Consider the following 14,822-nt stretch of genomic DNA (forward strand, 5'->3'; position numbering starts at 1 on the left):
TTATCATCCCTATTTTCTTATATCTTTGATTGGAATATTGGCATAAAGTGCAGGTACTTTATCCCCGCCTTCCTCTGTCTCTGTCTGAGTAATCTGAATATCCAAACCTGAGGCGTCAATTTCCATATATTTTGAGATTACCTCTATAATATCATTCTTAATCAATTCCATTAATTCCGGAGAACAGCTGGATCTGTCGGAGACTAATAACAGCTTTAATCTGTCTTTTGCCACATCTCCAGAACTTTTTTTCCGAAATAAATTATCAAAAAATCCCATGTTCTTTTCCCCCTTATTAGCCTCTGAACGCTTTCATCAAACGAGCAAAGAACCCATCTACAGGAAATTCCATAAACGAAACTTCTTCTCCTAAAATTCTTTTGCAGATATTCATATATGCCTTTCCAGCCAGACAATCAGATCCAACCAATGGTTCTCCCTGATTCGTAGCAATTACAATATTCTCATCATCTGGCACGATTCCAAGAAGATCAATAGCTAAGATATCCACTACATCCTCCTGAGACATCATATCTCCACGTTTTACCATATCCATACGAATACGATTAATGATCAGCTCCATCTTTTTGATTTCATTGGCTTCCAACAATCCGATAATTCGATCGGCATCTCGAATTGCAGATACTTCTGGTGTAGTAACGATGACCGCTCTGTCTGCACCCGCAATGGCATTTTTAAATCCTTGTTCAATTCCAGCAGGACAATCTAAAATTATGTAGTCAAATTCTTCTCGTAATTCATCCGTTAATTTTTTCATCTGTTCCGGAGATACACTTGTCTTATCTCTCGTCTGTGCAGATGGAAGCAGGAATAAATTGGAGTATTTTTTATCTTTGATCAACGCTTGTTTGATTCTGCAATTCCCCTCTACCACATCTACCAGATTATATACGATCCTGTTTTCCAGGCCCATAACCACATCCAGATTTCTAAGTCCGATATCTGTATCGATCAACACAACACTATATCCAAGTTTTGCCAGACCTGTTCCTACGTTAGCTGTTGTGGTAGTCTTACCTACTCCACCTTTCCCTGATGTAACTACGATTACTTCACTCATCTTCTCTTCCTCCATCTATTCCTTTTAAATCATAAGCTCATGAATCAATGATTTTGAAATCGGTTCCACGTAAATATGCCCATTCTCCACAAATGCCATCTGTGGTTCCGTGTTTTCTATCTTTTTCTTTTTCTTCTTTAAGAATCCACCCTTGGCCTCTTCATCAGAATTCCTTGCAATCTGGTTTCCAATACGGATCTGCATCGGCTTCATCTCCAACGCAACAATAACTGCTTCGTCATTCCCTTCCGTTCCTGCATATGCATACCCTTTCAATGCTCCAAGAACGACCACATTACCATTGGCACTGACTGTCGCACCAGGATTCACATCCCCAAGTATTACAACACTGGAGTCACTCTGAACGCTTTGCCCAGAGCGAAGGGTCCCTCTATAGAACATTCCATCCTCTGACTTTTGATTCTTCTTCCATTCTTCTTCCTGCTGTTTTTTAAGAAGTTCTTCCTTCTCTGCTTCTTTTTCTGCCATCAATTGCTGAAATTTGGTCTCAATAGCACTATCTTCATCGATAATATACGCAATTTGCAAGGACGTTCGCTCTGAAATTCCATCTAAAATTTCCGAAATCTGTTCATGTTCCAGATTTCTTCCTTCAAACTTCAATGCAATTGGCTTTGCAAAATTGAAAAAGGAAGCAGATACCTGGAATTTTTTCATAGCTTCTTCATACAACTGGTCATATTCCAGACTGGGATCCAGCCAAAGGGTTAATCCATGCTTATTACCTTTAATCATTACGGACTGACTCATATTCCTCTTCTCCATTCCTTAGTCGCCACCAGAACCAGAAACTGCCTGTCCTGCTTCCTTCACATTTTTCTCAAGATTCTTCTTTGCAGAATCACTGCTGAAGTAATATTGATAAACATCTTTTGCGACATTACATGCATTGGATGATGTATACGCAAATGGGATAACTACCGTCGTTGCAATTTCCGGACCCTTATATGGTCCGTAGGAAATGAACAACGCATGGTTTGGACGGGTCTTATCCTCCTGAGCAGTTCCTGTCTTACCTGCAATCTTTACATTCTTCAGACTGGCAAAAATATCTTTATGATCATCGTAGGCCACACCATACATACCAGAATGCACGGTATCCCAATAGCTGTCATCCTTTAATTTTACTTTATTCTTCACTTTCGTCTTAAACTTCTTCACCGTTTTTCCTTTATTATCAGTAATCTTGTCCATGACACTAAGGTCAAAGACCTCCCCACTATTGGCAAGTGTAGTAGCATAATTCGCAATCTGAATTGGTGCATAGCTGTTGGTTCCCTGTCCAATTGCAGATCGAACGACCGTCTCATCTGACATATGCGGTGAAGACTCAGACAACTCAATGCCTGATTTTTTATTTAGCCCTAAAAGTGTAGCATATTTGCTTAAAATTTCCAACCCCTTAGTATCACTTAATTTGCCACTATTCGTCGTTCCCATACGATATCCGACTTCATAGAAGAATACATTACAAGAATGGGTGATTGCTTGAGAAACAGTTTCCGTATTATGCCTGTTTGGATATATCCAACACTTGGCTGCCGGTGTGATTCGATCAAAGATACCGGTACAGTTAAATGTAGTACCCTGATTAATGATCCCTTCATTCAGCCCTGCAATGGCTACCAATGGTTTAAAGGTAGATCCTGGAGCAGTATTATGATTGAGCGCCTGATTATACAATGGTCTGGATTCATTGCTGACCAGCTGACTATAATAATCCCCATCAATTCCATTGGCCAATCGATTGCTATCATAGCTTGGATAGCTGACCAGTGCCTTAATTTTTCCTGTTTTTGTATCTGTAATAATAATAGATCCAGAACATGGATCCAATCCCAACTGGGCTGGCGTAATCTCTCTTGAGGAAATCTTATTTCTCATAAAGGAATATGCACTTGTCTGTCCAGATACCAGACGCTGATAATCTGATTTATCCTTCTTTTTATCCAATATACCCTGCTCATACAACAACCGGCAGACAGAACTTCCTGATAATTCACCTGATTTTATCATATATTCGCAGATCAGGGTGTCGAAACTCGTATCATCATTTAAGCTTTCTACCACATAATCTGCCATAGCTTCAAAAATCTCATCTGTATTATAATAGGAGGATTTCATCTTAAACCCGGAAGTATCCACCCACTCCTGGTTAATTGCATATCGTAAAAACTCCCCAAGACTAATCTTACCATTCTTCCACTTCTTATAGATTCCATCCTTTGTATCAATGGAACTGCTTAAAAGGATTTTATCATCAGAAAGCTTACTATACACATACTCTGCATATGCCTGCTTCTCATCAGATATATTCTCAAAGGCTTCCGTGCTGTTTAATAAATCATCCTTTAATGCTGTTAACTGTTTTTTCTTATAACTATGAATTTTCTTTGCAATGGATGCTTCATAATCGGTAGCCTCATCATCATTTAATTCAGAGATATCAATTACCTTGTTCTTGATCAGTGAATAATATACATCCTTAATCGGAATCATCTTATTATCACTGCTGCTTCCAGCAGAATCACTGCTTGTCATCTTGGATAAAATGATTCCTGCAAGCTTACTTTCCAAAAGATCGTAGCAATACTGCTGAAGATCTGCATCAATACTTAATGTAATATCGTTTCCGGCTCCTGCTTTTTCTTCATTCGTTACTTCCAACACCTTACCAATCTTATCCACCAACATGGTCTCACTTCCACTGGTACCATGCAGATAGGATTCGTATTCCTTCTCTATTCCGGACTTTCCAACAATATCGCTGGATGTATAATAGTCCTTGTCTTCTTCATCCTTACCTTCATTTAATTCCTCAAGCTCGGAATCAGAAACCACACCGGTATATCCTACCAGATGTGCAATGGCTTGGCTGTTATTGTATACTCGTATAGATTCCTCTGAAATATCAATCCCTACCAGATCATTTTGTGACTCTTCAATAGCACTAATGCTCTTGTCACTGATTTCACTGGCAATGGTTACCTTCATATATTGGGAAAATCGGCTTAAATATACATTATAACGAACTGCCATAATCTTCAAGGCATCTTTTTCCGAATATTCGTCTGAAATTTCAAACATCTTTCCAACGCCAGTTCCCCCTGTGCCATCTTTAAAATATTGATACATCTCCTCGGCCGTGGCATTGAGCTGCTTCTCTCTTGTTTCCCGTTCTTCCTTACTAAGTTCAGAAATATCTGTCCCGATTCCATAAGCATTGCGCTTAAAGGTCTTTAACTCAGATCCGGAAACAGTAAACTCAAAATTGCCTTTCCCAACTCTCTTGATTGGAAAATTCGTCGTAATCTCGTCTCCATTCTTTTCTAAAATTTTAATTACCTTATAGATTACCTTATTCTTTTCTGCATTTTCAGAAGTGTTATTCTCCTTAGCCAATGTAGCAAAGGCCGTATCGTTCTGAAATGTTACGGAATACGCCAGCTTATTATAGGCCAAAAGTTTGCCGTTACAGTCATAAATATTCCCGCGAATACCATTTTTTGTTATGGTCTTCTGAATCTTATAAGTAAAATTTTCCATGTGTTCTTCTCCTTCAATAATCTGGAGTACAAACAAACGGTAAATCAAAAGTACAAATAAGACCAGCGCAAAGATCATCAGGACCAGCAAGCGTTGATGATCCACCAAGTCTAAGAATTTTTCTTTCCATTTTCTCATAAACTATATGACACCCCTTTTCTCTCGTTCTGCCAATTTACCTAGGATCGGAAGCAAAATCCGGTATACCACCAATGCGACGATTGCCGTATAAAGTGCTTCCGGAATGATGATACTTCCAAGAAAATACCAAAATCCCAATCTTCCCCGAAGTAGGAAGAAAAAGAAATAAATCAGCAGATCATAGACAAAAGCATTGCCTGCCAACACAACCAATGGCAGCATAAAATCATCTTCGAAATACAAACGGTGGAAAAATCCATTTACATATCCAATGATTGCATATAAAAGTGCATATTGTCCCAGTACATTTCCATAAAAAATGTCAATCAACAGTCCACAAAAAAATCCAACTGGTACTGCCTCCTTGCTTCCCCGCATCAACGCGATGCAGACTACCAGACTTATCATTACATTAGGTACCGTATCTGCCAGCTTCAAAAACTCGAACACAGAAGTCTGCAAAAGAAAGCTCACGATAATTGCGATTGTATAAAAAATTCCTCTCACTAACATGGCATCTATTCCTTTATGGTTTCATCTAAAACTACAGTTTCTTTTACTTCTTTTATGACAAGTACTTCCTTCAGATGTTGAAAATCTACGACCGGCTCAATTCTGCCTGTCTTCGTCAGGCCATCTTCACTTTTTTCAACTTTTGTAACGGTTCCAATGGTAATGCCTTCTACAAATTTAGAACTGATATTGGAAGTAACCAGCTCATCGCCCTTTTTGATTTTGGAATCCTTATTCAAGTACACAACCTCCAGATAGCCCTTATTCATGGTCTCCGTACTTCCCTTTACAATACAATTATCCTGTGTGGATAGAACCATAGCACTGACCATACTTGTATCATTGATCAGAGATCGTACCTTTGCATAATGGTCACTGACTTCATATACGATTCCAACCAGGCCATTTCCTGCGATCACATTCATATCCTTTTTGATGCCATCCTTGCTTCCTTTATCGATCACAAAGATGTCAAACCAGTTTCCTGCACCTTTGCTGATTACGTTGGCACCTGTTTTTTTATAATCCGAATACTTCTTATCCAGTTTATATAATTCTTCCAGACGCTTTAATTTATAAGTATCCTGAGAAAGATTCTGATTTTCCATCTTCAATGCAGCCACAAGTGCGTTCAGCTCTTCATTTTCCTTACGCAGCTCCTCATTCTCTTCTTTGGCATCCTTCCAGCTTACAATCCCATTGCCGACAGAATTAATGCCCTTTTGCATCGGCACAATGGTAACCCCTGCAATGTTGGAAATAAAAGCAATTCGATTGCCCGCAAATGTACTGATTGCCAGTAATAAAACACAAATAGCAACAAATATACTTAGCACATGTTTTGCACTTAATTCTTTCTTTCTCTTATACTTCATTTTCTTTCCTCACCTAATTTTCTCTATCTTTCGTTATCCATTGTCTGATTCCCAATATGGCTGTATCTCTTTCTGTACCGCCATTCCAGACCGGAATAAGAAGCTCCTTTTCCAGATAAGCTGCTATTCCGCTAAGACCTGCTCCTCCTCCAGTCAGGCAGATACCATGTTCGATCAGATCTGCTGCCGCTGCTGCGGGAAGCTTTTCAATCAATTCTTTGATACTGTCTGCTACCATTCCAAAAAACTCTTCGAAAAGTTCCCCAATCCATGAAACCTGTATCCTGGCTTCTATAGGAAGACCCGCTGCCAGATCCAGCCCTTTGATCAGCTGCATCTTCTTTTCCTTTGCCCACTCCAGCTTCAGGCGTTCTGAAGAACGTCCTCCAATCTGAATCTGACTCCGCTTCTTTACCTGCAGGGCAATCATATCATCCAGCCATCTGCTTCCCATACCAAACATTCTGCCAGCAATGATTCCCTCGGATGCCAAAACAGAAATCTCCATTGTTTGGCTTCCGATATCTGCAATAGCTCTAGCATATGGCTCTTTCATGGGAAGGCCTGCACCTGCTGCCTCCGCCAATGGACGTCTGGATAACATCACATGTTCTTTTTTTACCTTTGTTTCCTGAAAGATTTCTTCATAAGCCCTCTGTTCAATCTGTGAAATCTGTCCTGGTACTGCCAGATAGACATTTGTCTTTCGACCAATCCTATACTGCTGAGCCAACAACGCTGCAAATATCTTAAGCGCTGACAGATCATAGATCTTTCCTTCCTGTACTGGTAAGATCAGCTGGTATCCCTCTGGAGATTTTTCATAATATTCATACGCCTGATTGCCAAAACAAACTGGACGACCACTCTCTTCTTCTATTACCAGCATGGTCTTCTCATGAAAAATCTCCTGATTTCTGCCACAGATTTTCGTTTCATAGCTGCCAAAATCAAATCCTGCATAACGTTCTCTCATAAAGCATTCCTCCGTAAATCTCACAGAAGGTCCTGCTCCCTGAAACTGACATAACAGCAGTCTCCAATAATAACATGATCCAGTAGGGAAATTCCTACTAGCTCTCCTGCCTCTCTGATCAGCTTGGTAATCCGAATATCCTGGCCGCTGGGCGTTGGATCTCCGGATGGGTGATTATGCAACAGAACAATATAGACTGCCTCATATTTCAGCGCTTCTATAAAAATCTCTCTTGTAGAAGCCAAAGAAGCATTCACAGTACCTTCTGAAATTATGATTTCTTTGATAGCTTTATTCTTCCCATCTAAAAGAATTAGAATCATCTTCTCCCTTTTTTCATGGCGAAGCCGTTCCATATAATACTGAGAAATCGCCTTGGGAGACTGAAAGGATACCCGTTCCTTCCTTCGTCTCCTGGAAAGTCGTTTGCTCAGCTCTGCAACTGCTAAAAGCTGAATTGCCTTTACCTTTCCAATTCCAGTAATCTTCATCAGTTCTTCTCTGGTTGTATAAAAAAGTCCTAATAATCCTGGATATTCTGCTTTATGATTCAGGATCCGATGTGCCAAATCGATGGAACGCTGCTGTCTGCTTCCGGTCCGAATGATCACGGCCAGCAGCTCTGCATCCGATAAGCTCTCTACCCCATATTCCTCCGCCTTCTCATAAGGACGTTCTGATCGGGGCAATTCTTTCACCGTTAAATAAGATTCCATTTTGATCACGCCTTTCCTCTCGCTGACAAAAGAAAATCGTTCCTGCGACGAAAAGGAAATCATCAAACTTCTCCTCTTAATTTTATCACATGCGTTTCCCGATGTATACAAAGTAAATTTTTAAGTTTCTTAATTTTTCCTTATTATGCACCTGTAATGCTGATCAATCCTTTTTCCACATTTCTCTGTAAGGATTTCATAATTCCAAGCTTAGCATGGTAATAGGTCAGTCCACCCTGAAAATATACCGCATATGGAGGTTTGATCGGTGCATCTGCACTTAATTCGATAGAAGATCCAGATACAAAAGCTCCTGCTGCCATAATAACATCACTGTCATACCCTGGCATTGGCCATGGTTCCGGCACAACATGGGAATCCACCGGTGCCGCAGACTGAATTCCTTCACAAAAGGCAATGACCATGTCCTTATTGCCAAATTCTACTGCCTGAATAATGTCATGACGAGACTCACTGCCGTTTGGAACCACCTTAAATCCAAGCTTTTCATAAATATTTGCCGCAAAAACTGCCCCTTTTAATGCTGCATTGACAACGGTCGGTGCCAGGAATAAGCCCTGAATAAACTTTTCATTGACACCAAGGGTCGCTCCTACTTCCTTTCCCAGGCCAGGAGTGGTCAGACGATAGGCTGCATTTTCTACACATTCCTTTGTTCCACAGATATAACCTCCAATCGGCGCCAGCCCTCCCCCTGGATTCTTGATCAAAGAGCCTACGATCATATCTGCTCCTACGTCACTTGGTTCTAATTCCTCCACAAATTCTCCATAGCAGTTATCCACCATACAGATGACTTCTGGCTTAATACTTTTTACAAAAGCGATCAACTCTTTAATTCTCGCAACGGACAAAGTTGGACGGGTCGCATATCCTTTGGAACGCTGAATGGTTACCAATTTGGTTCTTTCGTTGATTGCCTTTTGAATACCATCAAAATCGAAAGATCCATCCTCCAACAGATCCACCTGTGCATAGGTCACTCCATACTCTGCCAATGATCCCTTAGAAGGACGAATTCCAATGACCTCTTCAAGGGTATCGTATGGCTTCCCTACAGGTGAAAGGATCTCATCCCCCGGTCGCACATTTCCTGCAAGCGCAATACCAAGGGCATGGGTTCCACACGTAATCTGTGGTCTTACCAAGGCATCCTCTGTGTGAAATACATCTGCATAGATGGCTTCTAATGCTTCTCTTCCAATGTCATTGTATCCATAGCCGGTAGTTGCTCCCAAATGGGCTTCACTTAACTTGTTTTTCTGCATCGCTGCAAGCACCTTTAGCTGATTGTATTCCGTTACCCGGTCAATTTCCTGAAATCGTCCTCTCAGTTCCTTTTCGATCTGTGTACAAAATTCATACACTTCCTCATCAATTCCCAGTTCTTTATAATATTGTTTTAGCATATGATTCCTCGTTTCTTCATAATATCCAGCATATAAGACAGAATCTCTTCTTCATCTTTATACTTTTGTTTTTCTATCGTAATGACATCCCGCTCTCTTCCAAACCATGTCAGCTGGCGTTTTGCAAAATGTCTCGTATCCCTCTTTAATAAATAGATAGCCTCCTCCAGTGAAATCTCACCATCCAGATAGCTAAGAATTTCTTTATATCCCAATCCCTGCATGGAAACCATGCTTCTGTCAAGGCCTTCTTCTTTTAACTTTTGAACCTCATCCACCAATCCCTGTTTTATCATCAGATCGACTCTGTGATTGATTCTTTCATACAGGATATCTCGCTGATGGGTCAGTACAAAATAGACAAAATTATATGGTGATTTTCGGTTTCTCTCCCTGCGATTATGCACGGAGATCGGTTCTCCTGTCTCTTTATAGTACTCCAGTGCCCGGATCACTCTTTTTCTATTATTTTTATGAATTGCAGCTGCACTTTCCGGATCCACCTGAGCCAATCTGTCATGCAGGGCCTGACTGCCATTTGCCACAGCAAATGCTTCCAGCTCCTTCCGATAAGTCTCATCCTTTTCGGTATCCGTAAACTGAATATCATATAACAATGCCTGAATATAAAATCCGGTTCCGCCCACAATGATGGGTATCTGGCCTTTTGCATAAATCTGCTCCAGAGCCTTTCCTGCCATTTCCTTAAATCTGGCCACATGAAACTCTTCCTTTGGATCCAGCTCATCTACCAGATAATGCTCCACCCCATCCATTTCTTCCGGCATAATCTTAGCCGTCCCAATATCCATTTTTTTATAGACCTGCATGGAATCTGCAGAAATTACTGCTCCATTGACAGCCTTTGCCAATGCGATGGACAAATCGGTTTTCCCGGCTGCCGTCGGTCCTGTTAATATTACCATAGGTTTCATGATTTCCCTCCATCTTTCTATACAATACGTTTAAATTTCTTTTCAATTTCTGTCTTGGTCATGGAAATCATCGTTGGTCTTCCGTGCGGACAGGTATACGGATTGTCGCATTTCATCAATTCCTCTATGAGATGCTCCGCTTCCAGCATACTTAGCTTCTGATTACCTTTAACCGCAGCCTTACAGGCCATGGACGCAATTTTATCTGTGATTACATCCATATCCGTCATGACACCTTCATCCATCACAGAATCCAGCAACTCGATGAATAGTTTCTTATCTCCAAGCCCATACAAATTGGCTGGCACTGCTCGTATACAGTATTCTTTTCCACCAAATTCTTCGATGACAAATCCAAGCCGGCAAAATGCATCTTTATATCGTTTTATAATATCCACCTCTTTCATGGAAAGACTGAGAATCAATGGCGGCGCCAACTGCTGGCTGTATATTTCTTTTCTTTTTAAAGAAGCAATCAGCTTCTCATAATTAATTTTTTCATGCGCTGCATGCTGATCCATAATATAAAACTGATCTTGAAATTCCATCAGCCAATAAGTAGAAAACAGCTGTCCAATGATCCGAAATTTGGGATTCCACTGCTCTTTTTCCTCTTTCTGCTCCAGAAAAGTCATCTGCTTTTCTTCTGTCGTATAAATCGGCTCTTCTTGTACCTTCTTCTCAAGCTGAAGCCGAATCTCCTCTTTGATTTCCTTCTTGATCTCCTGGCTGGTGCTTTTTTCTTCTTTCACTTCTGCTTTTTCTGCCTCCAGCTTCTCTGCCTTTTGCAACGGCACCGTTGGAATCATCTGGTCAATCTCCTTTTTAGATTTTTCTCCCAGATAAGCTTCCCGAATTGCCTGCTTTCTTCGCAATGCTTCAAACGGCTCTGGCACCTCCGTCTTCTTCTGAACCCCCTCTTTTTTCTTTGACTTCGTATCAAGTTCCACATTAGGAATCAGATTCTTCTGCATCAATGCCTGACGCACAGCCTCTGTTATAGCATGATACACCTGTTCTCCCTGAGCAAATCGCACCTCCATCTTTGTCGGATGCACATTCACATCCAGAGATTCCTTGGGAACCTCAAGCATCAATGCCGTAAATGGATATTTGTGAGCCATGTGATAGGTTTTATAAGCATCCTCTATGGCACGGCTTACAATGGCACTTTTGATATATCTTCCATTTACAAAATAGTTCTCATACCCTCTGTTTCCTCTGGAAATGACCGGCTTTCCAATATATCCTCTAATGGAAACCTGTTCCATATCTGCCTTACATTCCAGCAAATTTTTCGCAACATCCCTACCGAAAATATGATAGATCACATCCTTTTGATTTCCATTTCCCGGTGTTGCTACCTTCGTCTGATTATTATGCAAAAGCTTGAAGGAAATCTCCGGATGGCTCATGGCCAGCTGTCGGATCAGTGCTTCAATATAGGATGCTTCTGTCATGGAAGTCTTTAGGAACTTTCTTCTGGCCGGCACATTATAAAATAAATTTCGAACGATAAATGTAGTCCCCTCCGGGCATCCGATTTCTTCCATGGCAACTTCTTTTCCGCCGTGAATCTCATAACGAATTCCAGAAAGCTCATCCGAGGTCTTACTGATCAGTTCTACCTGTCCAACTGCAGCAATGCTGGATAACGCCTCACCGCGAAATCCAAGAGAAGAGACTCTCATAAGATCTTCTACGTTACGAATTTTACTGGTTGCATGGCAAAGAAATGCCGTTCTGATCTGCTCCTTCGGAATTCCCGTTCCATTATCCGTCACGCGAATGAATTTAATACCACCCTCCTTGATCTCCACAGTGATCGCATTGGCCTTTGCATCCACTGCATTTTCCACCAGTTCCTTCACAACCGAAGACGGCCGTTCTACCACTTCTCCGGCAGCAATATTATCAATGGTATATTGATCTAATACTTTTATCTCTGCCATAATGTCCACCTATTGCTTTGCTCTTTCCTGCAATTCATATAAATAGTTCATCGCCTCGATCGGCGTCATATTCGATAAGTCCACATCCCGAAGTTCCAGCACCACTGGATGTGGCTGTCTGGCCGGATCGATCTGATCGAAAAAGGATAACTGCTGTGCCTCTTCAATATATCCGTCCATCTCTCTGGCCTTTTGCATCATATCATGATCATTTAACTGAGAAGCAATCTCTTTTGCCCTCTGGATAACCATTTCAGGCACTCCTGCCAGCTTCGCTACCTGAATTCCGTAGCTTTTATCCGCACCACCTTTGATGATCTTTCTTAAAAAGACAATATCATCCCCTTTTTCCTTCACCGCAATACAATAATTATTGACACCTGCAATCTTTCCTTCCAGCTCTGTCAGCTCATGGTAATGAGTCGCAAATAGGGTCTTTGCTCCTAGCAATTTTGCATTGCTGATATATTCTACAACTGCCCATGCAATACTAAGTCCATCAAAGGTGCTGGTTCCCCTTCCAATCTCATCTAGAATCAAAAGACTGTGTTTTGTGGCATTCCGCAAAATATTGGCCACCTCACTCATTTCCACCATAAACGTACTCTGTCCGGAAGCCAGGTCATCGGAAGCACCAACTCTGGTAAAGATTCGGTCAACCAGGCCGATTCTGGCTGATTTTGCCGGTACAAAGGAACCAATCTGTGCCATCAACACGATCAAAGCCACCTGTCTCATATAAGTGGATTTTCCAGCCATATTCGGTCCAGTGATAATAGATACTCTGTTTTTACTATTATCCAAAAAAGTATCATTGGAAATGAACATATCATTACCCATCATCTTCTCAACCACCGGATGCCGCCCTTCTTTAATATCAATGACTCCTTTTTTATTTAGTGTGGGGCGCACATATCCATTCTGCTCTGCTACCAGAGCCAGCGAAGCGAATACATCCAGCTTTGCAATGGCATCAGCGGTCTTTTGCACTCGCTTCATCTCTGCCGCCAGCTTTTCTCTGATTTCTACAAAGGTCTCATATTCCAGCGCATAGAGCTTATCCTCTGCACCAAGGATCGTATCCGCAAGCGTGTCCAGCTCATCGGTGGTATATCGCTCAGAATTGGCCAGTGTCTGCTTCCTGATATACGTATCTGGCACCAGACTTTTATAGGAATTGGTCACCTCCAGATAATATCCAAAGACTTTATTATATTTAATTCTTAAATTTTTAATTCCGGTGGCCTCCCGCTCTCTCTCTTCTAATTGGGCCAGCCACTGCTTTCCTTCTGTCTTGGCTTTTTTTAACTGATCAATCTGTTCGTGGTAGCCATCTTTGATGATACCTCCCTCCTTGATCATGATTGGAGGATCTTCCACAATAGATGCTTCCAGCAGCTCATATAGATCTTCTAGCGTATCCAGTTCTTCATAGATTTCTGCCAAAAGTCCTTTTTCATAATCTTTTAAGAGCATCTTGATCGGCGGCAGCAATTCCAACGACGTCTTAAATGCAATCAGATCCCTTGGATTGGCAGAACGATAGCTTACCTTCGTCATCAAGCGTTCCAGATCGTAGATTGGATTTAAATATTCTCTTAATTCCTCTCTCGTTATGACCGAATGATTCAGTGCAGATATGGCATCCAGTCTTGCTTCAATGGCTTCCTTACGCACCAAAGGCTGTTCAATGTATCGTCGCAGCAACCTGGCTCCCATGGCTGTCTTCGTTTTATCAAGTACCCATAAAAGGGAGCCTTTCTTCTGCTTTTCCCTCATCGTTTCACAGAGCTCCAGATTTCTTCTGCTTGCACTGTCGATCAGCATATAATCAGATGTCACATATGGAACGATCTGTGTCAGATGCTCCAGAGAATGCTTCTGTGTTTCCCATAAATAACACAAAAGTGCTCCGGTAGCTACGATACACAACGAAAAATCCTGAATTCCCAGTCCATCCAGATTCTCCACATGAAACTGCTTTTTGATCATTCGTGTTCCATTCTCTTCATCAAAATAATAATTATCCACACTGGAAATACGAATGCCCAGTTTTTCCTTTAAAAATTCAAAATTCATTCCACTGATCAAAAAAGCATCGTTGCAAATAATTTCAACAGGCATAAATTTAAATATTTCATCCTGCAGCTTTCCAAGATCATCAATCGTGGTAGTTCTAAAATCTCCGGTAGTAATGTCTACGAATGAAACTCCATACAGATCATCTCCAGAATAAATGCACATCAGATAATTATTCTTTGTCTCATCCAGATTCTGAGTCGAAATGTTCGTTCCAGGTGTCACAATTCGGATTACTTCCCGTTTCACGATTCCCTTGGCTGCCTTTGGATCTTCCACCTGTTCACAGATTCCCACCTTATATCCTTTTTCTACCAATTTATTCAAATAAGCATCACAGGCATGATAAGGCACCCCACACATAGGAGCCCGTTCTTCCTGTCCACAGTTTTTTCCTGTCAGTGTAATTTCCAGTTCTTTGGAAGCGATCAAAGCATCTTCAAAGAACATTTCATAGAAATCTCCCAGTCGATAGAATAAAATACAGTCCTTATTTTGTTCTTTTATCTTCAAGTACTGCTCCATCATTGGAGTAAATTTCGCCATGGAACTTCTTA

The 14,822-nt window shown here is 41.1% G+C and carries 12 protein-coding genes; all 12 read right to left on the reverse strand.

Annotation, left to right across the window (positions count from 1 at the left end; all coding sequences use genetic code 11):
- Nucleotides 1–9 precede the first annotated feature (9 nt).
- Nucleotides 10–279 (reverse strand): cell division topological specificity factor MinE, encoded by a 270-nt coding sequence (gene minE / locus BHF69_RS06015; protein ID WP_075670151.1) that lies wholly within the window; start codon nucleotides 277–279, stop codon nucleotides 10–12.
- A 16-nt stretch (nucleotides 280–295) separates the two neighbouring features.
- Nucleotides 296–1,081 carry a septum site-determining protein MinD gene (gene minD, locus BHF69_RS06020; RefSeq protein ID WP_075670152.1) on the reverse strand — a complete coding sequence of 262 codons (786 nt, stop codon included), beginning with the start codon at nucleotides 1,079–1,081 and terminating at the stop codon, nucleotides 296–298.
- Nucleotides 1,082–1,105: 24 nt separating this feature from the next.
- Nucleotides 1,106–1,852 (reverse strand): septum site-determining protein MinC, encoded by a 747-nt coding sequence (minC, locus tag BHF69_RS06025; RefSeq protein WP_075670153.1) that lies wholly within the window; start codon nucleotides 1,850–1,852, stop codon nucleotides 1,106–1,108.
- An 18-nt stretch (nucleotides 1,853–1,870) separates the two neighbouring features.
- Nucleotides 1,871–4,786: a penicillin-binding transpeptidase domain-containing protein gene (locus tag BHF69_RS06030; RefSeq protein WP_075670154.1), complete on the reverse strand. Its 2,916-nt coding sequence runs from the start codon at nucleotides 4,784–4,786 to the stop codon at nucleotides 1,871–1,873.
- A 3-nt stretch (nucleotides 4,787–4,789) separates the two neighbouring features.
- Nucleotides 4,790–5,302 carry a rod shape-determining protein MreD gene (gene mreD / locus BHF69_RS06035; RefSeq protein ID WP_075670155.1) on the reverse strand — a complete coding sequence of 171 codons (513 nt, stop codon included), beginning with the start codon at nucleotides 5,300–5,302 and terminating at the stop codon, nucleotides 4,790–4,792.
- A 5-nt stretch (nucleotides 5,303–5,307) separates the two neighbouring features.
- Nucleotides 5,308–6,177 (reverse strand): rod shape-determining protein MreC, encoded by an 870-nt coding sequence (gene mreC / locus BHF69_RS06040; RefSeq protein ID WP_075670156.1) that lies wholly within the window; start codon nucleotides 6,175–6,177, stop codon nucleotides 5,308–5,310.
- Nucleotides 6,178–6,190: 13 nt separating this feature from the next.
- A complete protein-coding gene (locus tag BHF69_RS06045) occupies nucleotides 6,191–7,153 on the reverse strand; it encodes a rod shape-determining protein (RefSeq protein ID WP_075670157.1) in 963 nt (320 codons plus the stop codon).
- A gap of 20 nt (nucleotides 7,154–7,173) precedes the next feature.
- Nucleotides 7,174–7,932: a RadC family protein gene (gene radC, locus BHF69_RS06050; RefSeq protein WP_330393075.1), complete on the reverse strand. Its 759-nt coding sequence runs from the start codon at nucleotides 7,930–7,932 to the stop codon at nucleotides 7,174–7,176.
- Between the two features lie 80 nt (nucleotides 7,933–8,012).
- Nucleotides 8,013–9,299: a methionine gamma-lyase family protein gene (locus tag BHF69_RS06055; RefSeq protein WP_075670158.1), complete on the reverse strand. Its 1,287-nt coding sequence runs from the start codon at nucleotides 9,297–9,299 to the stop codon at nucleotides 8,013–8,015.
- Nucleotides 9,293–10,234 (reverse strand): tRNA (adenosine(37)-N6)-dimethylallyltransferase MiaA, encoded by a 942-nt coding sequence (gene miaA, locus BHF69_RS06060; protein ID WP_075670159.1) that lies wholly within the window; start codon nucleotides 10,232–10,234, stop codon nucleotides 9,293–9,295. The genes BHF69_RS06055 and miaA overlap by 7 nt, the downstream gene beginning before the upstream one ends.
- Nucleotides 10,235–10,251: 17 nt before the next feature.
- Nucleotides 10,252–12,186 (reverse strand): DNA mismatch repair endonuclease MutL, encoded by a 1,935-nt coding sequence (gene mutL / locus BHF69_RS06065; RefSeq protein ID WP_075670160.1) that lies wholly within the window; start codon nucleotides 12,184–12,186, stop codon nucleotides 10,252–10,254.
- A gap of 9 nt (nucleotides 12,187–12,195) precedes the next feature.
- Nucleotides 12,196–14,811, reverse strand: a complete 2,616-nt coding sequence (gene mutS / locus BHF69_RS06070) for a DNA mismatch repair protein MutS (RefSeq protein WP_075670161.1) — start codon at nucleotides 14,809–14,811, stop codon at nucleotides 12,196–12,198.
- Nucleotides 14,812–14,822: the final 11 nt, after the last annotated feature.

This window comes from Anaerostipes sp. 992a (assembly GCF_001940245.1).
In the GTDB taxonomy this organism is placed as follows: domain Bacteria; phylum Bacillota; class Clostridia; order Lachnospirales; family Lachnospiraceae; genus Fimousia.